Raw genomic sequence first — 19,005 nt, 5'->3', positions numbered from 1 at the left:
GCAACTTCCATACAACACGAACACGAACAAACTTATCTACCGAAGAGGTAGGTTTAACAGTAAGAATCCGGTCAAACCTATCCTGATCTGAGTTGGCTTTATGTTTATAACCTGTTATTTTTCTTGTAAGCCTTGGCATAGGATTACTTGGACTGTTAGTTCCTGTGTTGACATACCTTATGATATCAAATCGCTCATGAGCCTTAGCATTGAATTATCTCGATTGGTTCACACTCTAGAACAAAAAATAGCGTTGCGCCATTGGTAAAACTGTTGCAGGTTCACAGGTCAGCAACTCCCCATCAGCCCTAACTTCATAGGTTTCTGCATCGACTTCAATTTGCGGTAGTGCATCATTCAACTTCATATCCTGCTTACTTAACTGGCGTGTTCCTGAAACTGCAACTGCTTGCTTTTGCAACTTCAACTGACTAGGAATCTCGTTTTCTAATGCTGTTTGCGAAACGAAAGTTAAGGATGTCGCGTGACGCGCACCTGCAAAACTGCCAAACATCGGACGCATATGTACAGGTTGGGGTGTGGGAATACTAGCATTAGCATCTCCCATTTGTGACCATGCGATCGCTCCACCTTTAATGACGATTTCTGGTTTCACGCCGAAAAAAGCCGGACGCCACAAACACAAATCTGCGAATTTACCTTCTTCTACTGAACCCACATATTGAGAAATTCCATGGGTAATCGCTGGGTTAATAGTATACTTAGCAACATAGCGTCTAGTCCGTAAATTATCGGCTAAACTATCTCTACCAAGGCTTCCCCGTTGCAGTTTCATTTTATGTGCAGTTTGCCAAGTGCGAATTATTACTTCTCCGACTCTTCCCATTGCTTGGGAGTCAGAAGAGATCATGCTGAATGCACCCAAGTCGTGCAAAATGTCTTCCGCAGCGATGGTTTCGCGACGGATACGTGACTCAGCAAATGCTACATCTTCAGCAATTCCCGGATCAAGATGATGACAAACCATCAACATATCTAGGTGTTCATCAAGGGTGTTAACTGTGTAAGGACGAGTGGGGTTGGTGGAAGATGGTAAAACATTTGCCTCACCGCAGACTTTAATGATATCGGGTGCGTGTCCCCCACCTGCGCCTTCGGTGTGATAGGTGTGGATGACACGATTTTTAAAGGCGGCGATGGTGTCTTCTACAAATCCTGCTTCGTTAAGGGTATCAGTATGAATTGCTACTTGTACATCGTACTCATCAGCAACGCTGAGGCAAGTATCAATCGTTGCTGGTGTAGTTCCCCAATCTTCGTGGAGTTTTAATCCGATTGCACCAGCTGAAATTTGTTCTACAAGCCCTTGAGGTTGACTGGTGTTACCTTTACCCAAAAATCCCAGGTTGACGGGGAAGGCGTCGGCGGCTTGCAGCATTCGGTAAATATTCCAAGGGCCGGGTGTACAGGTAGTAGCATTTGTACCTGTAGCTGGGCCAGTACCACCCCCGATCATTGTGGTAATTCCGGATGCGATCGCCACTTCGATTTGTTGGGGACAAATAAAGTGGATGTGGGAATCAACACCACCAGCGGTGAGGATCATACCCTCACCAGCGACAGCTTCTGTACCAGGGCCAATAATAATATCTATATCATCTTGAATATAGGGATTGCCGGCTTTACCCATTTTGAAGATTTTGCCATCTTTAATACCGATATCTGCTTTGACGATACCCCACCAATCGAGAATCAAAGCATTGGTGATTACCATATCCACAGCACCATCGGCGTTAGAGATGGGGGACTGTCCCATCCCATCGCGAATGACTTTACCACCGCCGAATTTCACTTCATCGCCGTAGATGGTGAAGTCTTGTTCAACTTCGATAAATAGTTCTGTATCGGCTAGGCGGATGCGATCGCCCACCGTCGGACCATAGGTTTCCGCGTAAGCGCGGCGATCCATTCTGTAACTCATAATATACTTCTAGAGTGGTTTTGCTTTGATTATTCTTGAGCATTTTGGCAAGGGGAGAGAGAATTTTTGTATAAGTTTATAATTTTGTAGTAGTGGTAAATGTCTGTAAATAATTTTACACTAAATTAAAATTAAAGTTAGAAATGCAGGAATTATAGAATTATATTAAGCAAACAAATGAATTTGAAGCTGAGGTAAAATGTTACATAAATTGCGAGTTCAGCACTATAAAAGCCTTTTTGATACTGAAGTTTATTTAGAACCATTAACTGTATTTATTGGCCCTAACGCTTCTGGAAAATCGAATATTTGTGAAGCTTTATACGTATTATCTGATTTTATCCAAAGACTAATAACTAATATAAATTCTCAGGATGTAATAAATTTATTTGCTGAATCTTTAATCTCTGGAAATGCAAACAAGCAGAAAATTGCATCAAAATTCTGGCAGGGAAAACAAGATTATTTTTTCTTTGAGGTTGGTAATAACCCAAGTGTAGAAAATAAAGACTTAATTTTCAATATATCAATTCACGTTGATTATCCTCAGCGAATAGTCACTATTAACGCTCAGAAGAATCAAGAGACTTCGGGAAATACTTTTAGTGTAGGGAATCGTTATACACAGGAACTAAGAAGTTTTTTAGTTTCTCATAATTATTTAAATTCTCCTCTAGCCAATGCACTCAGAAAAGTTAGTATTTATGATTTTGCCCCAATTAGTCTATCCAATAATATTCCATCATCTGGTGGTATGGATAAAACAGGACAGGGAATTGTTGATGCTCTAGCTGATATTTTGCTCAGTAACCGTAAAAGTTTTGATGAATTGGAGGAACGTTTGACACGACTTGTTCCTAATATCAAGAGAATTTCATTAATTCGTAGAGAAGATAGAACATTTTTACTGGAATTAATTGACAGATATTCGGAACATCATATCCCTGCTTCTGATATATCAGATGGTACACTTAGAATTTTGGCATTTCTCACCGCATTGTATCAAGAAAATACCCCAAGCATTATTTGTTTTGAAGAGATAGAAAACGGAGTTCATCCTTGGTTATTACATAAAATGATGGAACTATTGCAAATCATTTCCACAGAGGGAATTACAGGTAAACCCGTTCAAGTTTTAATCACAACTCATTCTCCTGTGTTGCTAAATTATGTCGAACCTCGGCAAGTACGTGCTGTTGAATTAGACAGTGAAGGTAAAACTCAAATTCATGCTTTACCCATAGATTCTGAACGCTTCCAAAAAGCCCTAGAAGCCTACGATGGAGCGTTAGGTGAACTTTGGTTTACGAATGTTTTTGGAGGTAATCCAGTATGAATCGGGCGATTCGTATTGGGCTAATTGCTGAAGGAGAAGCAGAACTCGGAGCAAGTATTCCCTATATTAAACCAGAAGATGGTGGAAAAGTTATTGAAAGAAATAAAGAAGGGGCGCTTCACACCTTAATTAGACGAGAAATTAATAATTTGGGATTACCTGATTGTGATTTTGTACAAAGACATCCATCCATCAGCGAGAGTCGAGTCTTTAAACGACGTGTAGGACACTCAATTTTAGATCCAAAATATTTAGCGCAGGTAATTATCGCGTGGAAACCTGAAGAAGTTGATATGATTTTGATTGTGGTTGATGCAGATGATAAGCTTCACCAAAGGCAAATTGACTTAGAACGTGCCTTAAATAAAATTCGTGATAACCATCTAGATATTAACGAGCAAAAAATTTGCGATCGCAGTGCAGGAGGTTTAGCGATTAAAAATTTTGAGATGTGGTTGTTGGCAGATACTCAAACTGTTGCAAGGATTTTAGGTGTAGAGCTTGAACATCTGGAAAATTTAGAAGAATTAGATGGTGGAAAAGATATTTTGGAAAATGCGATCGCACAATCAACCTATCTGTCTGAAAATAGTGGTAATCAACGCCCTCTACAAATTCGATGGAAACTTGCTTTTGAGATTGATTTAGCAATTCTCAAAAATCGTTGTCCAAATGGATATGCTGCTTTTGCACAAAATTTAATTGCAGCTACAACAGTAGTTGCTAACTCCATCGCAGGTACGTAGCATTTATTCTCTACCTTGTTTAATGAAAATAGGGTTTAGTGATTTTAACTATCTAAATTTCCGTTAATTTTGGCGTTGAATCCGTAGACTTGGCGAGTTCCAGCAAAAGGAACTAAAGTGACTTCTTTTTCATCACCTGGTTCAAATCTCACTGCTGTTCCGGCGGGAATATCGAGGCGCATTCCTCGTGCTTGTTCGCGATCAAAGTTTAAGGCGGCGTTGACTTCAAAAAAGTGGAAGTGGGAACCTACTTGGATTGGTCTGTCTCCTGTATTTGCCACTTGTAATTTTATAGTGGGACGCCCCGCGTTCAGTTCTATTTCGCCTTGTGATGTAATTATTTCTCCAGGAATCATAATATTAGTATTTATAAAATGACTGTTAACCGTCAACTGTCAACAAAATTAAAGTTTATTTGGGTCAATTCCTTGCTGCTGTAATCTAGCTAATAAATTTTGCAATTGTTCTTCTGGGGTTTGGTATCTGTTGCCATTTTCGTCATACCAAAACAACCATTCTCTTGTTCGTCCTTGATAAATACCCTGTTCCCGTCCAATACCTAAACCAATTTCCGGCATCCAAACTTTATCGCCTGGTTGTAAAATGTATTCACCATTAACTAAACGATAAACTTCTAAACGTTGACGCTTACGACGTAGCCGTGTTGGTGCATAAATGACATAATACAAAATGCCTAATTGGGCATAGTCTATTTTTTTCTGTTCATATTCGCCACTATAAGTTTGAGAAACAACTTCTAAAGCTAAAATTGGTGGAATACTCTCTTCTTCCCACAAAACATAACTAGAACGTCCATTTTCACCAACAAAACGTTCTACACCTAAACTCAAAAAACCATCAGGAATTATGGCAGGTTTACTGGGTGTATAGTAAATTCCCATGTTAATGCCGAAAAACCAGTCATCTCTGCTTTGCCAAATCGCGGCTAAGATCGCTAATAATAAATTGGGAATTAATATTTGCAGTTCATTATCCACAGGCGTATCATCTGAATCTGGCAATTCTGCCGATGAAGGTAGGCATTCTAACGGATTATAGTTATACATAATACCTTGGTGGTTGACAGTCATTCAGTCATTACGGAAAAGTCATCAAAAGAAGCTCATTTGTCTCCGTTCATTTAAGGTAACTCAGTCTGCAATAAGAAATTTACTTTCATATTACTCAGGCTAACGAATGGGATTATGCACAGTCACTAACTTTGTCCCATCAGGAAAAGTCGCTTCTACTTGCACCTCATGAATCATTTCTGCTACTCCTTCCATGACTTCATCTCGCGTCAACAAGGTAGTACCGTAACTCATCAACTCTGCAACTGTCCTACCATCTCTCGCACCTTCTAATATTGCAGCAGAAATATAAGCAATAGCCTCTGGATAATTTAACTTTAAACCTCTGTCTTTACGTCTTTCTGCGAGTAAAGCAGCAGTAAAAATGAGTAATTTGTCTTTTTCCTGCGGCGTCAGTTGCATTTGCTCACTCTTCCTTTGTGTTCTAATGGTTTGTAGTAAGCACTTTAGTGCTTAAAAAATAAGGACTCAAGTCCTTACTACAAACTTTCTGATCTTGACAGAGTACTCCCTAAGCGTGTCTAGTGTGTCTTTGTGGTTCAAACCTGCCAAACTCTTGACACACAGCTACCACGACTCAAAAAAGACATGCGTAATAACTGCCAAACACCGATAAACCAGTTTCTCACCTCAGTAGTTGAAGATCCACGATATCTACACAAAAGTCCATGTTCTAATCGAGTCACACCTATTTGAGAGTGGGTGAGAGTGGGTTCCCACAGATTTCGTGCTTGATGTACTAATTCTGGTGATATTTCTTGCCCAATGTAGACTAGACTACCTACAATTGGTTGTCCTGCCAAACCGTGGGGACTATGAAAAACTTCTTCGCTACCTGGTAGCCATTGCCGATCTATCCACAGGGGTTTGTCTTGCTGCCAAATTTCGGTGTGCGATCGCCACTCTCCTTGCAAAAATTTCTCTCCTCTCGCACTGCGCCCAAATCTAGTAATTTCCCAGCCAATATAACTAGCTTTCGTAGCTAAATTTATACGTAAATCCTGACGATATAATGCACCATCAAAAACAATTGTTTCTTGCGGCAACCACTCTAAACAAGCACCATCATCAACTTTAATCTCAATCACTTGTTTGGCAGTCATGCCGTTACTACGGTAAATTTTTCCAGCAGTTGCGGTAGTAATTAATGCTTGAGAATGGGGTTGGAGGTGGAAGTTATAAGATAAGCGATCGCCTCCAACAACACCCCCAGCTGTATGTAAAATCACACTATGACAGACTTTTTGTCCTTCTGGATAAAAAGGACGTTGCACTTTTAGTGGTGCTTGATTTTGATTAAAAATCAGTTGAGTTTGGTTTTGGCGATGAGCGTAAACTAGGTGTAGATTTCCATGCCAAAAATTCTTGCTTGCTGTTGTGGTTTGATGAGGTTTTTCATTCATTTTGGTGATGGCTATTTAATCTATTCGGAAATTAGTGATCACAGTAGGTAGATTATTGTGTAAAAGCAAACTGTACTTAGCCTAATTTCTCAATTTATGTCTAAATTACAAGAAGTGTTAAATTTCATTGAAAAAATCGAAGGTGAAAACTTTGGTAAATCTAGTTATGAAATAGCCAATCATTTGCGTGGGTACACTAAACCAGAATACACAACGAAGCTATGGAGTTTAGCAACAGGATACAATCAAAAATATATTGAGGGAGAATTGAAGGGAAAGCTAAATCAAGAATTAGTGTTGAGTGGTGAAAATCTTGATTTTGCTCATTTTATTGCCTCACTTTCAGACCAAATAAATTCTTTAGGAATGAGTAAATCTGATTTAACTAGTTGGACGGGCGATCATACTTCATGGGCTGGAGACATCGGTTCGGCGATCATTTTTTATCGATCTAAATCTGACCAAACTACAAAAATTAATCTTAAGGAAGTACTAAAAAATTTAGCTAGCGACTCAGATTATACTGCAAATATTGCCGCTTATTTAGTTGGATTAATGCTGAACTCTGACCGTCAAGCTCAGATTTCCAAAGCGATCTATCAGTATGATGCCATTAAATATTCAGAACATATAAAAGCATTTCTCAATAAACGATTTGGCGGAATTATTGAAGATAATAAAATTAAAAATCCAGAGCTAATCGAAGCTGAGATCCGTCGCTCTATATCTACTTTTATCAGATTATATACTCCGGCAAATAATTTATTTAAATCTGTGACAAACTTAGTCAGATTGCAACCAAAATTAGAGTGGGAAAATACCTCAGAACCAAATGGCAGCGATTTGCTGACAGGTTCTCTACATTTCTTGACTCACATAGTTAAATATGGAGGTTTAGAAAGTCTGTATTTTCAACCATACCAGATGCCGGGATTGCCTTGGTTAGGAACTGTGGATTATTTTGTGAGTGTACCTATTGGTGTTTGATGAAAACTACACCTAAATGTTAAAATTGATAACTTAAATAAGTGTAACAAGACTTATGCAATTGGCATATTAGTAGGGTGCGTCAGATGTCTAAAATCTGTTGTTCATCACCAATTTATCAGTTAGTAGCTACAAGATAACTGTAAAAAAGCGCCCTCATCTAGAGAGCGCTTTTTTATTCACCAAAAGCTAACTATCCATTTATTGCAGGAGCATTCATTGCTACAGGTACAGCTTCATCACTTGCCAAATCTAATGGGAAGTTGTGAGCATTACGCTCGTGCATCACTTCTATACCCAGGTTGGCACGATTGAGTACATCAGCCCAGGTATTAACAGTACGACCCTGGGAATCAAGAATTGATTGGTTAAAGTTGAACCCATTCAAATTAAACGCCATTGTGCTGATACCCAAGGCCGTAAGCCAGATACAAACTACAGGCCAAGCACCCAAAAAGAAATGCAAGGAACGAGAGTTGTTGAAACTAGCATATTGCCAGATTAACCTGCCAAAGTAACCATGAGCAGCAACGATACTATAGGTTTCCTGTTCTTGACCAAACTTGTATCCATAGTTCAGAGATTCACTCTCAGTGGTTTCCCGTACTAAGGAGGAAGTCACCAAAGAACCATGCATGGCACAGAACAATGAACCACCAAACACCCCAGCTACACCAAGTTGATGGAAGGGGTGCATGAGGATATTATGTTCCGCTTGGAACACAAGCATGAAGTTAAATGTACCACTGATGCCTAAAGGCATTCCGTCAGAGAAACTACCTTGTCCAATTGGATAAATTAAAAAGACCGAGGTAGCAGCAGCTACAGGAGCAGAATAAGCAACGCAAATCCAAGGACGCATACCCAAGCGATAGCTAAGTTCCCATTGTCGTCCCATCCAACAGAAGATACCGATGAGGAAATGGAAAACTATTAGTTCGTATGGCCCACCATTGTAGAGCCATTCATCCATAGAAGATGCTTCCCAAATTGGGTAAAAGTGCAATCCAATGGCATTGGATGTGGGTACAACAGCACCAGTGATAATGTTGTTGCCATATAACAAAGAACCAGAAACAGGTTCACGAATACCGTCAATATCAACAGGTGGTGCAGCAATGAAGGCAATAATAAAACAGATGGTTGCGGTTAATAGCGTTGGAATCATCAATACGCCAAACCAGCCGACGTAAAGCCTGTTCTCAGTGCTAGTAATCCATTGACAGAATCTATCCCACAGACTACCGCTTTCGCCTTTTGTTAAAGTTGTGGTCATGACTAGTTTCTTTCAAAAATGAATGTAGACAGATTAATCAGAAATTACTAGTAATTCAGTAATTTTGAGACGACAAAACAGTGTATTATTGTTAAATGCAAATCGTCGTTATTCCCTCACACCATCAATTAAGACTCACAATCTCTACTTAGTGAGACTGCTATATCAAAAGAGAAAAATTCCCTGGTCTTACGATCACGTTGTACATTAGTTTTTGATTTTTATCAATCAAATATTGTTAACTTTTATAACTGTTTTTCCTCTATCAAAACTTTTGTTTTTAGCTTAATTTTTTTTAGCTTAAATATGAGCAATTCTCTCTTCAACGATAAAAATATCTAAACAATTAAGTAAATTTTAACGGTTGAAAAAAATTAAAACTGGCTCAAAATAGAGCGATCGCATCCAAAAATACCTGAAATTTTCAGATATACTTTTTCCTTTTCCCTCTATAAGTCTGTTTCATTAATTTTGATAAGTTTGTAGTAATACCATTTCTTTATGAGGCTGCGCCAAATTTTATTGACTTCTTCTTTCTTTGTGTCCTTTGCGCCCTACCCTAGCCGGAAGCCCTACGGGTTCGCCAGGTGCTTTATGCCGGGGTAGACGCGTAAGCGGCTTCTGTTCCCTGAAAGGGTTCCCGAAGGGTAAGCACCCGTCCACCGCACTGGCTCACCGCTTGCGCGTCTATGTGGCTCGTTCCTTATATAATTAGGCGCATCTTCATACAGAATTGGTATAAGCACCAAGCGTGCTTAAATCTTTGTGATCACTAAGTCAGTCGGCGCGAATCAACCGAACTTTGCAAATTAGCCCTTAGTAAGAACTTCTGCACTAAAGTGCTTACTACAAACATTCAATTTTTGACGCCGACTTACTTAGAGAAATTTGGTTCTGAAATTTCAGGCCAATTCTCAAAATTTCGCCGTACCCAATCCATACCAACTTCGTTATTGAGCTTAATTTTTTGAGGTGTCTTTGGATAAATCTTCAGCAAAATATCTGTATCTTGTTCTACAACTACTTTGGCAAAGTTAAGAATACTCTGACTGAATATTTTAAATACTGGATGTTTGGGTTTACCAAACATTAATACATAGGTGCGTGTCCGCGTTTCCGATTCTGGTACAAACAAATGACATTGAGCAACTTTACCAATCGCAGTTTCTCCATGAAAAATGACTAAAGACGGAAAGTGATTTTCTAAATGCGCTTTGATTTCTTTTGCTATTAAAAACAAATCGGGCTTTTTGATTTTTTCAGCTACAGTTGTAGGTGCTGTTGGCATATCATAAAAAGCGTGAGATTCATGCCCATTGTCAATAAAATTTCTGAAATTGACTTCTGTGATCCGAAATAGTGGGCGATGAGTACCGTTTTGATGGTTATAATCATGCATATTTAACAGCATAGGAAGCAAATCCGTCTCTACGCTGGTGTCTGCTGTGTAACCGATAAAGTCATACTCAGCAGCAATTTTATTTAAAATTTCAGGGATTTTGACTTTTGGTTCTTGCCCACCATAAGACCAAATAAAATCCCCTTGAATAATTAACTCTAACGGTTGCAATTGTGGTATTGTTTTCTTCTGTGAACCTGGCAAAATAGTACAACCTTCACCATCAAATTCTAAGGCGTGAAACGGACATACTACTACGCTGGTATTATCGTTTTTTTGTTCACACCAACCTTCTGATAACATTGCTCCCATATGAGGACAAGCGTTTGGTAAGGCGTTAATTTTACCCGTCGTATCTTTCCATAACACATAGTCTGAGCCGTAGATAGAGAATTTTTTGGGTTTATTAACTTCCAACATGGATTTATGTGCCAGTAACCAGGGAGCGCCAGCCAGCATGGATTTCATGTTATTGCCCTTTTATTAATTAATTTTTTAATTAGTATGATTTAGTATTGCCTATATTGTCAAGTGTTAATTAATTTTTTCATTAATTAACAATTTCAATGTATCAGGATAGGCTATAAAAACATGTTTGTGGAGAATTTTGACAGTAGTGGTTCGTTCAGCTAAGATGAGACGCTTGTCTAACACTAGTCGCCAAGTTAGAGATCCGGAGGCGACAAAAAAGCAAATTTTGGATGCAGCAGAAGCAGAATTTGCTAAACACGGGTTGAGTGGGGCGCGGATAGAGGCGATCGCTAAAGGTGCAGGCGTAACTACAGCGATGATCCACTATTATTTTGAGAACAAAGAAGGGTTGTATAAAACAGTCTTGCAACGTCCGGCAACGGAAATGCATGATATGCTTGAGCAACTCGATGTTGAAAAACTATCACCCCCAGAAGCACTGAAGAGTTTCATCAGAGTGGCGATCGCTTACGAAGCTGCTCATCCTTTTCGGGGAATGCTTTGGTTTCAAGAAGCCAATCAAAATCAAGGCAAATATTTTAAATTAGGTAATTGGCAAAAAACCTTTGCCCATATCATCAAAGTCTTAGAACGAGGTATGGCGGAGGGGAATTTTCGCCAACTAGATTCATTTCTAGTATGTTTACAAATTGCTGGTATCTGTACTTTTTACTTTAATGCTCATGAGAATATTAAACATCTCACCCCAGATGTTGATAGGCTGAGTTCAGAAATGATTGAAAAATATACTCAAGAAGCAATTAATTTGATTTTGGCAGGAGTGGGAGTTGGGGACAAGGGGGATAAGGGAAGGGAGAAAATAAATACCAATGACAAATGATAAATGATAAATGATAAATGACAAATGACAAATGACAAATGACCAAAACCATCGTTGTCAAAATCGGTACTTCTAGTCTCACGCAGCCAGAAACTGGACAGTTAGCAATTTCTACCATTGCAACTTTAGCCGAAACTCTGTCGGATTTGCGGCGACAGGGAAATCGGGTGATTTTGGTTTCCTCTGGTGCTGTGGGAGTGGGTTGTGCGCGCTTGGGTTTAACAGAAAGACCAAAAGCGATCGCCCTCAAACAAGCGGTAGCAGCAGTTGGACAAGGACGGTTAATGCGTATCTATGATGATTTATTTACCACCCTGCAACAGCCAATAGCTCAAGTATTGTTAACTCGTAGTGACTTGGTGCAGCGCAGTCGCTATCTAAACGTCTACAACACCTTTAAAGAATTACTGGAATTAGGTGTAATTCCTGTGGTGAACGAAAATGACACGGTAGCAGTGGAGGAATTAAAATTTGGTGACAATGATACTCTTTCTGCTTTAGTTGCTAGCTTAGTACATGCAGATTGGTTATTTTTGCTTACTGATGTAGATAGACTTTACTCTGCCGATCCTCGTTCTGTACCTGATGCCCAACCGATCGCCCTAGTTAGCAGTATAAAAGAATTAGAAGAATTACAGGTGCAAACAGGAAATCAAGGTTCCCAATGGGGTACAGGTGGTATGGTAACGAAGATTTCCGCAGCCCGAATTGCTACTGCTGCTGGCGTCCGTACCGTAATTACCGAAGGTAAACGTTGTCAAAATATAGAAAAAATACTACAAGGTGAACCGATTGGAACTCATTTTGAACCCCATCTAGAACCAACATCGGCTCGTAAACGCTGGATCGCCTACGGTTTAGTTCCTAGTGGAAAATTGTATTTAGACGAAGGAGCAGTAGTCGCAATTTCTCAAGCTGGGAAATCTTTGTTAGCTGCTGGTATCACAGCCTTAGCAGGGGAATTTGATACACAGGACGCTGTGCTGTTGTGCGATTCTAAAGGTAACGAAATCGCCAGAGGATTAGTAAATTATAGCAAAGCCGACCTACAAAAAATTTGTGGACGTCATTCCAGCGAAATTCCAGGAATTTTAGGATATGAAGGTGCAGAAACTGTAGTCCATCGGGATAATTTAGTTCTAGCTTGAAAATGGGGAACAGGGAACAGGAAAGAGGTATTTTAGACCCTCGTTGTGTGATTTATCACATGACAGTCTAGCTTGAAAAATGTAATTATGAGAAAATCTCTCATTAAGCGAGACAACTTTTATAATCAATACCACGATATTTAAGTTGCAAACATTTTTGATTCGTAGTATTTTTAACTTGATTGATGCTGTAAGGCGCTCCTCGGTAAGAACCTTTTTTTGTATTATCTAAAGTAGATACTTGAGTAGCCTGATGTTGATAACGAACGCCACGATAAGATAGATGCATTTTAGCCTCTTTAAGTTAGTGAATTTTTATTGGTTGCTATATAACTAATCAAGCTCTTCTGAGGCTTTTACGAAAAAAGTTTGTTAATTTATGTAAATTAATGGAGAATGATATTAAACATCAAGTGTGAGTATTTATTTTTACAGGATTAAGCTAAAAGCCCTGAGAACGTAATAATTGCAAAATTATCCATTGTTGAGTTCCATCAATTTGGGTGCTAGCCAAGTTCGGTGCTGCATGATTTTACCTTGTTAGCAACTTCCTTCGTAGTTGATCTAAAGCACTACAAGCGCTGAGATGACGAACTAAAGATCGACTCCGTCTTGCACCCCAACGATATTCAAAGCTTTCCACTTCGCCGTTTGGTTTTGCCAAACCGATATAGACTAAACCAACTGGCTTAGTCTCAGTTCCACCGGTCGGGCCAGCAATACCAGTAATACTTAGTCCCCAACTAGTTCCCAGACGCGATCGCACTCCCAAGGCCATTTGTTCTGCAACAGTACCACTGACTGCTCCAAATTTTTCTAAATCTGCGGTATTGACACCCAGAAGATTAACTTTAATAGAGTTATCATAAGAAATTACCCCACCCCAGAAATAATCAGAACTTCCCGAAATTTCTGTCAACATCTGCCCTAATCCGCCGCCGGTGCAGGATTCTGCCACTGAGAGGGTTTCTCCCCAACTACGCAATAACTCACCAACCACAGAAGCCAGCGTGTCATCATCAGCACCATAATAATCCAGCCCTGCAATATCTTGAAGTTGCTTCTGTATAGGTGCAATCAATTCCCGTGCTTCAGCTTCAGAAGTAGCTTTTGCTGAAACCCTTAGCTTGACTTCTCCTTTGCTAGCGTAGGGTGCTACAGTGGGATTGGTCAAATTGAGATAAACAGCAACTTTTTCAGCTAAAGCAGATTCAGGAATTCCCCAAAACTTCAACATTCGACTGTAAATAATTTCCTGACCCCAACCAAGGTTTCGCAAATAGGGTACTGCGGTTTCTTCCCACATCTGCTGCATTTCACTCGGTACGCCAGGGAAAGTAAAAATCGTTAATCCCGGTTGAGGTTGCCAGATAATACCCGGTGCTGTACCCGTAGAATTAGGTAAAATTTCTGCACCTTTGGGTATCAAAGCTTGCTTACGATTGCTGGGTGACATTTGCCGACCGCGTTGAGCATATTTGCGAGTAATATCTTCGATAATCTCCGACTGTTCGACCAAGGGAGCGCCAAAAAAATCAGCAATAGTCTCACAGGTTAAATCATCTGGTGTAGGGCCAAGACCGCCTGTAAAAATTAATATCTTTGCTCTTTGACCAGCTATTTGAATAACATCCTTGAGCCTTTGAGGATTATCCCCGACGACTGTTTGATAGTAGTGAGGAATCCCTAATTTTGCTAATTGAATTGCTAAATATTGAGCATTGCTGTTAAGGATATTTCCTAACAGCATTTCAGTACCAACACAAATAATTTCTGCACTCATAAAAATCAGCAGTTAGGCTCAAGAGAATAGACTGTTAAAGGCATGAAGAGTCTGGCTACCCCTATTTGTCAGCAAAAAGGGGTGAGGAAACAGATTCCTAAAAGAACCAGCCGTAGGAGTGTAAACCCTTACCTAACAAATTCACACCCAAATAGCAAATCCAGACAACCACAAAACCACTAGCAGCTAGAATAGCTGGGCGACGTCCTTGCCAACCACGAGTGATGCGGGCGTGGAGGTATGCTGCAAAGACTAACCAGGTAATTAGCGCCCAAGTTTCTTTCGGGTCCCAACTCCAGTAAGAACCCCAGGCTTCATTCGCCCAAACTGCACCAGCAATAATACCAATTGTGAGCAGAGGAAATCCGAGTCCAATGATCCGATAGCTAATATTATCTAGAGTTTCAGCAAGGCTAAGGCGTTGGGGAGAAAGAGGTTGAGAATTTTGAATATCGGATTTTGGATTTTGGATTGTCGGTGCTAATACGGTATCTAATACGGCAGTCTTACCATTGTTGGTAGAGTCATAACGGACAACACCATTACCATTATTCTCTGCAATAATTGCTTGTGATTGAGAAACTAATTCACCTGCTTTTTGTAAGCGGTAGTCCTTGCTGCGGTAGCCACCTGTACCGACAGAACTACCTTGGAGTTGGATATCTTGGCCACGAGTGACAACAAGAAAAGCGATCGCCAAAAGTGAACCAACCATTAAAGCAGAGTAACTCAACATCATGACGCTAACGTGCATCATCAGCCAATTTGATTTCAATGCAGGTACTAAAGGTTCTGCTACTTGCATTTCGGATGGTAGTGTGAGGGTGGCAAAAGCAGTAATACCCATAACTACTGGGGCGGTAACAACTCCCACCAAACGGCTGCGACTGCTGTTTTCTGCAATCAGATGGATAGTAGTGATTCCCCAAGCCAGGAAAAACAAAGATTCATACAAATTGCTGAGAGGAAAATAACCAGCCTCTAGCCATCGCGCCCCTAACATTGTGGCAATACACAAATTCGCGATCGCCATTCCTGCTGTTCCTAATGCTGGTAAGTACGGCAAGTTGGGAAAAGCCGCCCCACTCCAATAAATCAGCATTGTGGCAAACAGGACAGCAAAGGAAGTATTATCTAGCCAACTTTGGAGTTGAAGCAAATTCATAAAGTGTTTTCCCCTGTCGATTCTTAGAGGTATGGATTCTCACAGTATTGATCCTAGCTGTTTCGGCGTAATTAGTGGTTAGTCATTTGTCATTGGGGATTGGGGAAAGGGGAAAGGGGAAAGGGGATTGGTTATTTATTCTCCCTGCTCCCTTATCCTCCTTGTCCTCCTTATCCTCCTTGTCCTCCTTGTCCCCAATCCCTGATCGCCGATTCCCGCTCCCTATTTCCCACTCTCTTGACTAGATGAAGAACCTAAATTTTCAGCTTTTTTGAGTGCGAGAAAAATGTCGTAGCGATTACTACGACTATCATCAATCGCAGATGTGATCCCGATTGAGCGTGTTGCATTTAAGAATATTTTTTGATTTGGTAGTAAAGTCGGTAGGGGAAAGTTTTGAGCTGCCCGTTCTACATCTAAGAAAAACTGACCATTGGTAGGATTGGGTTCTGAAGGTACTGTTTGTTGAAATAATGTAGCGTTAGCTAAAGTATTGTTAAGTTTGGGAATAATCTTATCGCTAATAGGAGCGCCAAGTGCTAGGAAAGCAACATCTCCGTCTAACCAACCGTGGCTAGCAGTTAAGGTTCCCAGAGGTCCAATCCAGTTGACAACGGGTTTACCTGCTATTGTTGTCTGTTGAATCTGGAATTGGTATTGAGTTTTCATGACTTCATCAAGTTTTGTCAGAGATGTTTCCGCGTGGGTGCGATCGCTTGCTTGCACCATGAATACTAAAGAGGCACGGAAATTATCTGATAAAGTGTCTTTGGGACGGTTGGGAATGACTGAAACTGAAAATTCATCACCCATCCAACTCAATAAATCTTGCTCAAAATCAAGATTTGTCAAAGATTTTACACCTGCTTTGAGCTGTTCTGGCGCAATAGGTGAGAGAGGATTTCCTTGTGATGTGGAAACGTAGTCTGTCCACAATTGCCGTAAGTTACCGCCAGAAAGCATCATCAATGTTTCGGGTGGTACGAGGCTTGGCATCTTTCCGGCTTTATTTTCTACCCTGAGTGTGCGTTGACTATTGGGATTAAGCCAGGAAATGCCTTTAATGCGTATACCTTGTGACTCTAAAGAAATGCTTCCAGCTAAACCTTGGTTATTTTGTAACTGTGCTAAAACTTGAGCAGGTAAATGACGATTACCAGATGCAGCAGCTATTTTCGCCGATGAAGGTATATTTACATAGAACTGGGCAAAAGCTTGAGAAGTAGCAATTTTCGGAAAATTATCCGTAAATCCCGCAGTGGTAGCAAGGGAGGTTTTATTTTTATATGCTTGAATCGCACGTTCTGTATTTTTAGGATTATCAGTGATCACCAAGAAGCGCTGATCTATTACTGCTGCTGATAAGCTTTCTCCCGATGGTAAGTTAGTTTCGTTGATGGCAATTCCTTCATAGGTACGATTAATCCATTTATCTGCTTTTGGATTTCTTGGTTGTGCTAATATCTTCTTTGCCTGTTCGGGATTTTTAATCGGTAGCACTACCACCGTAGACTTTTGATTAGTGCTAGTATTACTATCGCTGGCTACAGGTTTAGATGTAGATTTAGTAGTTTCTGGATTCAGAATTGCAATTGTGACTTGTTCGCCAACCCAAGGACTAATATCTTTTTGAAAGTCGTAACCATTATTAGTCAGAAAGCGATCGCGCAACTGTACTAAATTCTTATCTAGTTCGGTTTGAGTTTCTTTTGTCCCAAACTCTCTTAGTTTCTGCCATTGAGTGCGTGAGGTAGTCAGGGAAACTGTAAACAGTGCATCTTGGGGAATGATATTTGCACCTACTGGTAAATTTCTAGACCATGATTGTCCCTGAGTTAACAACCAATACGCCGCAACACCTCCACCAATTAATATCCCAGCAGACGAGAGTGTGAGTACCAGAGATGGTTTTTTTTTCTTCATCGAAACAGATACGACGGGCAGCGCCATTGAAACAAATACCTCATTATAGGGAACTCTCTACTTGCTTGTTGGCAAGGTAAACCAAAAGGTTTCCTGATCTTTGAAAATGTTAATTACATTGTTTATTACAATAGACAGTGCAATATACTTCGGTAATAAGTTACCATTTTTTTCCCAAATTGCCATTGCTGTATGAACTATAGGAATTCGGTTTGGTTTCTAAACTTGTTAGTAAGTTTGATTATAAAAAATTTATATTTCTAGAAAGCAGAGCTTATCTAGTTTTGAGGCTCTAATTAATTAATAAAATATTATCTTTGATGGTTCTCAAAACTGTAATTATCAGTAATAATTAAGTATTTTTTGTAAAAAGCAAGTTTCTTAAGTTACATGATTAGCATGTACTAACTCAGTAATATTGGCTATTCCAACTAAGTTGATAAGAATAAATATAGCTATGTTACGAAAAGTAAACATGCACCAAACCCTTACCAGTAAATAATAACTAATAACTTAACTAATGATAAATAACAAATGACGACACCAACTAGTAGAGAGGTGCCAATAGCGCTGTCGCGCATGGCTTCGCTAAGGCACGTCTCTACATTTGTGCCGACTTATTGAGAATTTGTTGCTGGATAAACCAAACTATAAAGAAAGTAGTTTGCAGTGCGCTTTACACTACCAGACCAACCTAAATTTTGCAAAGATTTCTCTAATTGAAGTGGTTCATGGAAAATCTTCACAATACAACCTGACGCAAAAACCACTCATCGTATTCTGAGGCACGTTGACGGTAGTATTCGATTTGATCTGCCAAAATGTCAGCGTTCATTAACTAACAATTCTTTTGTCTCCTGCTCTTTATCTTTTAGCACTAGCTGGGTTGATCCCAAGTACTTTGTTAAATACGGCGAGAATACTTCATAGATTAAAGTTAACGGCTGTCCATGATGCCAAAACAAGTAATGACGCCCCCAAAATGGCCCTTCCTCATTAAAGCCAGACTGTAATGCATCTGAGTAACCGTAGTATATTCCTTGGATATCTCGATACAATTCTGTGCGGAGACGGGCTAAACTTGCCCAAATAGGTAATGAACGATTTTGTAAGTATTCATCCACATGAGAGGCTTCCCACCATGAAGTAGCATAGGCTAGTCTTTGCCCAGAAGCAGTACGTAGCCATACTTGGCGTCGCAGTCGTGGCCCTGGTACAGCTTTAATTAAGTCAGGAGCGCTGTCCAAATCCATACCAACCAAAGACATGTCAATGACATCCACTTCCGTTGGCTCACCTGTGAGCAATTGTAAGTGTCTAGTTGGGGAGCCGTCACCTAAAAGTAGCAATTGCCAAGCTGGTGCTAGTTGAGCATGTGGCAAACCTTGTTGAATAATTTCCTCCGCACCTTGCCATATTGGAGTAAGACGGTGCCACCCCGTAGGCAATGTTAAGTTGTTTGTCGGTGTAAAAGTAGCAGTCAATGTTCTTTAC

The 19,005-nt window shown here is 40.0% G+C and carries 17 protein-coding genes; 5 read left to right on the top strand and 12 right to left on the bottom strand.

Annotation, left to right across the window (positions count from 1 at the left end; genetic code table 11):
- Positions 1 to 235 precede the first annotated feature (235 nt).
- Positions 236 to 1,942, bottom strand: a complete 1,707-nt coding sequence (ureC, locus tag ACE1AT_RS04370; protein WP_374866079.1) for an urease subunit alpha — start codon at positions 1,940 to 1,942, stop codon at positions 236 to 238.
- A gap of 199 nt (positions 1,943 to 2,141) precedes the next feature.
- On the opposite strand from ureC, the gene ACE1AT_RS04365 reads away from it, so the two are divergent.
- Both ACE1AT_RS04365 and ACE1AT_RS04360 read left to right on the top strand, forming a co-directional pair.
- Positions 2,142 to 3,278 (top strand): AAA family ATPase, encoded by a 1,137-nt coding sequence (locus tag ACE1AT_RS04365; RefSeq protein WP_374866078.1) that lies wholly within the window; start codon positions 2,142 to 2,144, stop codon positions 3,276 to 3,278.
- Positions 3,275 to 4,024 carry a hypothetical protein gene (locus ACE1AT_RS04360; protein ID WP_374866077.1) on the top strand — a complete coding sequence of 250 codons (750 nt, stop codon included), beginning with the start codon at positions 3,275 to 3,277 and terminating at the stop codon, positions 4,022 to 4,024. The genes ACE1AT_RS04365 and ACE1AT_RS04360 overlap by 4 nt, the downstream gene beginning before the upstream one ends.
- A gap of 44 nt (positions 4,025 to 4,068) precedes the next feature.
- Here ACE1AT_RS04360 and ACE1AT_RS04355 read toward each other — a convergent pair whose 3' ends face one another.
- The 4 genes from ACE1AT_RS04355 to ACE1AT_RS04340 form a co-directional block, all read right to left on the bottom strand.
- Positions 4,069 to 4,380, bottom strand: a complete 312-nt coding sequence (locus tag ACE1AT_RS04355) for an urease subunit beta (RefSeq protein ID WP_374866076.1) — start codon at positions 4,378 to 4,380, stop codon at positions 4,069 to 4,071.
- Between the two features lie 48 nt (positions 4,381 to 4,428).
- Entirely contained in the window at positions 4,429 to 5,091 is a 663-nt protein-coding gene (locus ACE1AT_RS04350; RefSeq protein ID WP_374866129.1) for a Uma2 family endonuclease, read from the bottom strand.
- A gap of 123 nt (positions 5,092 to 5,214) precedes the next feature.
- Positions 5,215 to 5,517 (bottom strand): urease subunit gamma, encoded by a 303-nt coding sequence (gene ureA / locus ACE1AT_RS04345; RefSeq protein WP_374866075.1) that lies wholly within the window; start codon positions 5,515 to 5,517, stop codon positions 5,215 to 5,217.
- A gap of 137 nt (positions 5,518 to 5,654) precedes the next feature.
- Positions 5,655 to 6,518, bottom strand: coding sequence for an urease accessory protein UreD (locus ACE1AT_RS04340; protein ID WP_374866074.1), 864 nt, complete (start codon positions 6,516 to 6,518; stop codon positions 5,655 to 5,657).
- 96 nt (positions 6,519 to 6,614) lie between these two features.
- On the opposite strand from ACE1AT_RS04340, the gene ACE1AT_RS04335 reads away from it, so the two are divergent.
- Entirely contained in the window at positions 6,615 to 7,505 is an 891-nt protein-coding gene (locus tag ACE1AT_RS04335; protein ID WP_374866073.1) for a hypothetical protein, read from the top strand.
- A gap of 193 nt (positions 7,506 to 7,698) precedes the next feature.
- On the opposite strand, the gene psbA is transcribed toward ACE1AT_RS04335, so the two are convergent.
- Both psbA and ACE1AT_RS04325 read right to left on the bottom strand, forming a co-directional pair.
- Positions 7,699 to 8,781, bottom strand: coding sequence for a photosystem II q(b) protein (gene psbA / locus ACE1AT_RS04330; RefSeq protein WP_374866072.1), 1,083 nt, complete (start codon positions 8,779 to 8,781; stop codon positions 7,699 to 7,701).
- Positions 8,782 to 9,655: 874 nt separating this feature from the next.
- Positions 9,656 to 10,639, bottom strand: a complete 984-nt coding sequence (locus ACE1AT_RS04325) for a Rieske 2Fe-2S domain-containing protein (RefSeq protein WP_374866128.1) — start codon at positions 10,637 to 10,639, stop codon at positions 9,656 to 9,658.
- A gap of 175 nt (positions 10,640 to 10,814) precedes the next feature.
- Between ACE1AT_RS04325 and ACE1AT_RS04320 the strand changes: the two genes are divergently transcribed.
- A complete protein-coding gene (locus tag ACE1AT_RS04320; protein WP_374866071.1) occupies positions 10,815 to 11,492 on the top strand; it encodes a TetR family transcriptional regulator in 678 nt (225 codons plus the stop codon).
- 38 nt (positions 11,493 to 11,530) lie between these two features.
- On the top strand, positions 11,531 to 12,640 hold the full coding sequence (proB, locus tag ACE1AT_RS04315) for a glutamate 5-kinase (protein ID WP_374866070.1): 1,110 nt from the start codon (positions 11,531 to 11,533) through the stop codon (positions 12,638 to 12,640).
- A gap of 103 nt (positions 12,641 to 12,743) precedes the next feature.
- Here the strand turns inward: proB and ACE1AT_RS04310 are convergent, their stop codons facing one another.
- The 5 genes from ACE1AT_RS04310 to ACE1AT_RS04290 form a co-directional block, all read right to left on the bottom strand.
- Entirely contained in the window at positions 12,744 to 12,929 is a 186-nt protein-coding gene (locus ACE1AT_RS04310) for a DUF4278 domain-containing protein (RefSeq protein ID WP_374866069.1), read from the bottom strand.
- Between the two features lie 243 nt (positions 12,930 to 13,172).
- Positions 13,173 to 14,423, bottom strand: a complete 1,251-nt coding sequence (locus ACE1AT_RS04305) for a competence/damage-inducible protein A (RefSeq protein ID WP_374866068.1) — start codon at positions 14,421 to 14,423, stop codon at positions 13,173 to 13,175.
- A gap of 97 nt (positions 14,424 to 14,520) precedes the next feature.
- Entirely contained in the window at positions 14,521 to 15,588 is a 1,068-nt protein-coding gene (gene ccsB / locus ACE1AT_RS04300; RefSeq protein WP_374866067.1) for a c-type cytochrome biogenesis protein CcsB, read from the bottom strand.
- Between the two features lie 222 nt (positions 15,589 to 15,810).
- Complete coding sequence (locus ACE1AT_RS04295) at positions 15,811 to 17,538, bottom strand: DUF3352 domain-containing protein (RefSeq protein WP_374866066.1); 1,728 nt, start codon at positions 17,536 to 17,538, stop codon at positions 15,811 to 15,813.
- 797 nt (positions 17,539 to 18,335) lie between these two features.
- Positions 18,336 to 18,995, bottom strand: a complete 660-nt coding sequence (locus ACE1AT_RS04290) for a chorismate lyase (protein WP_374866065.1) — start codon at positions 18,993 to 18,995, stop codon at positions 18,336 to 18,338.
- Positions 18,996 to 19,005 lie beyond the last annotated feature (10 nt).

Origin of the sequence: Pelatocladus sp. BLCC-F211 (assembly GCF_041928655.1) — a bacterium.
Classification (GTDB): domain Bacteria; phylum Cyanobacteriota; class Cyanobacteriia; order Cyanobacteriales; family Nostocaceae; genus Pelatocladus.
Note: the sequence above shows the minus strand (reverse complement) of the source record. Positions and strands in the feature narration are given on the sequence as shown.

Coding starts and splice junctions, on each gene's coding strand:
- ureC (WP_374866079.1), bottom strand. CDS start 1,942: ATGAGTTACAGAATGGATCGCCGCGCTTACGCGGAAACCTATGGTCCG.
- ACE1AT_RS04365 (WP_374866078.1), top strand. CDS start 2,142: ATGTTACATAAATTGCGAGTTCAGCACTATAAAAGCCTTTTTGATACT.
- ACE1AT_RS04360 (WP_374866077.1), top strand. CDS start 3,275: ATGAATCGGGCGATTCGTATTGGGCTAATTGCTGAAGGAGAAGCAGAA.
- ACE1AT_RS04355 (WP_374866076.1), bottom strand. CDS start 4,380: ATGATTCCTGGAGAAATAATTACATCACAAGGCGAAATAGAACTGAAC.
- ACE1AT_RS04350 (WP_374866129.1), bottom strand. CDS start 5,091: ATGTATAACTATAATCCGTTAGAATGCCTACCTTCATCGGCAGAATTG.
- ureA (WP_374866075.1), bottom strand. CDS start 5,517: ATGCAACTGACGCCGCAGGAAAAAGACAAATTACTCATTTTTACTGCT.
- ACE1AT_RS04340 (WP_374866074.1), bottom strand. CDS start 6,518: ATGAATGAAAAACCTCATCAAACCACAACAGCAAGCAAGAATTTTTGG.
- ACE1AT_RS04335 (WP_374866073.1), top strand. CDS start 6,615: ATGTCTAAATTACAAGAAGTGTTAAATTTCATTGAAAAAATCGAAGGT.
- psbA (WP_374866072.1), bottom strand. CDS start 8,781: ATGACCACAACTTTAACAAAAGGCGAAAGCGGTAGTCTGTGGGATAGA.
- ACE1AT_RS04325 (WP_374866128.1), bottom strand. CDS start 10,639: ATGCTGGCTGGCGCTCCCTGGTTACTGGCACATAAATCCATGTTGGAA.
- ACE1AT_RS04320 (WP_374866071.1), top strand. CDS start 10,815: ATGAGACGCTTGTCTAACACTAGTCGCCAAGTTAGAGATCCGGAGGCG.
- proB (WP_374866070.1), top strand. CDS start 11,531: ATGACCAAAACCATCGTTGTCAAAATCGGTACTTCTAGTCTCACGCAG.
- ACE1AT_RS04310 (WP_374866069.1), bottom strand. CDS start 12,929: ATGCATCTATCTTATCGTGGCGTTCGTTATCAACATCAGGCTACTCAA.
- ACE1AT_RS04305 (WP_374866068.1), bottom strand. CDS start 14,423: ATGAGTGCAGAAATTATTTGTGTTGGTACTGAAATGCTGTTAGGAAAT.
- ccsB (WP_374866067.1), bottom strand. CDS start 15,588: ATGAATTTGCTTCAACTCCAAAGTTGGCTAGATAATACTTCCTTTGCT.
- ACE1AT_RS04295 (WP_374866066.1), bottom strand. CDS start 17,538: ATGGCGCTGCCCGTCGTATCTGTTTCGATGAAGAAAAAAAAACCATCT.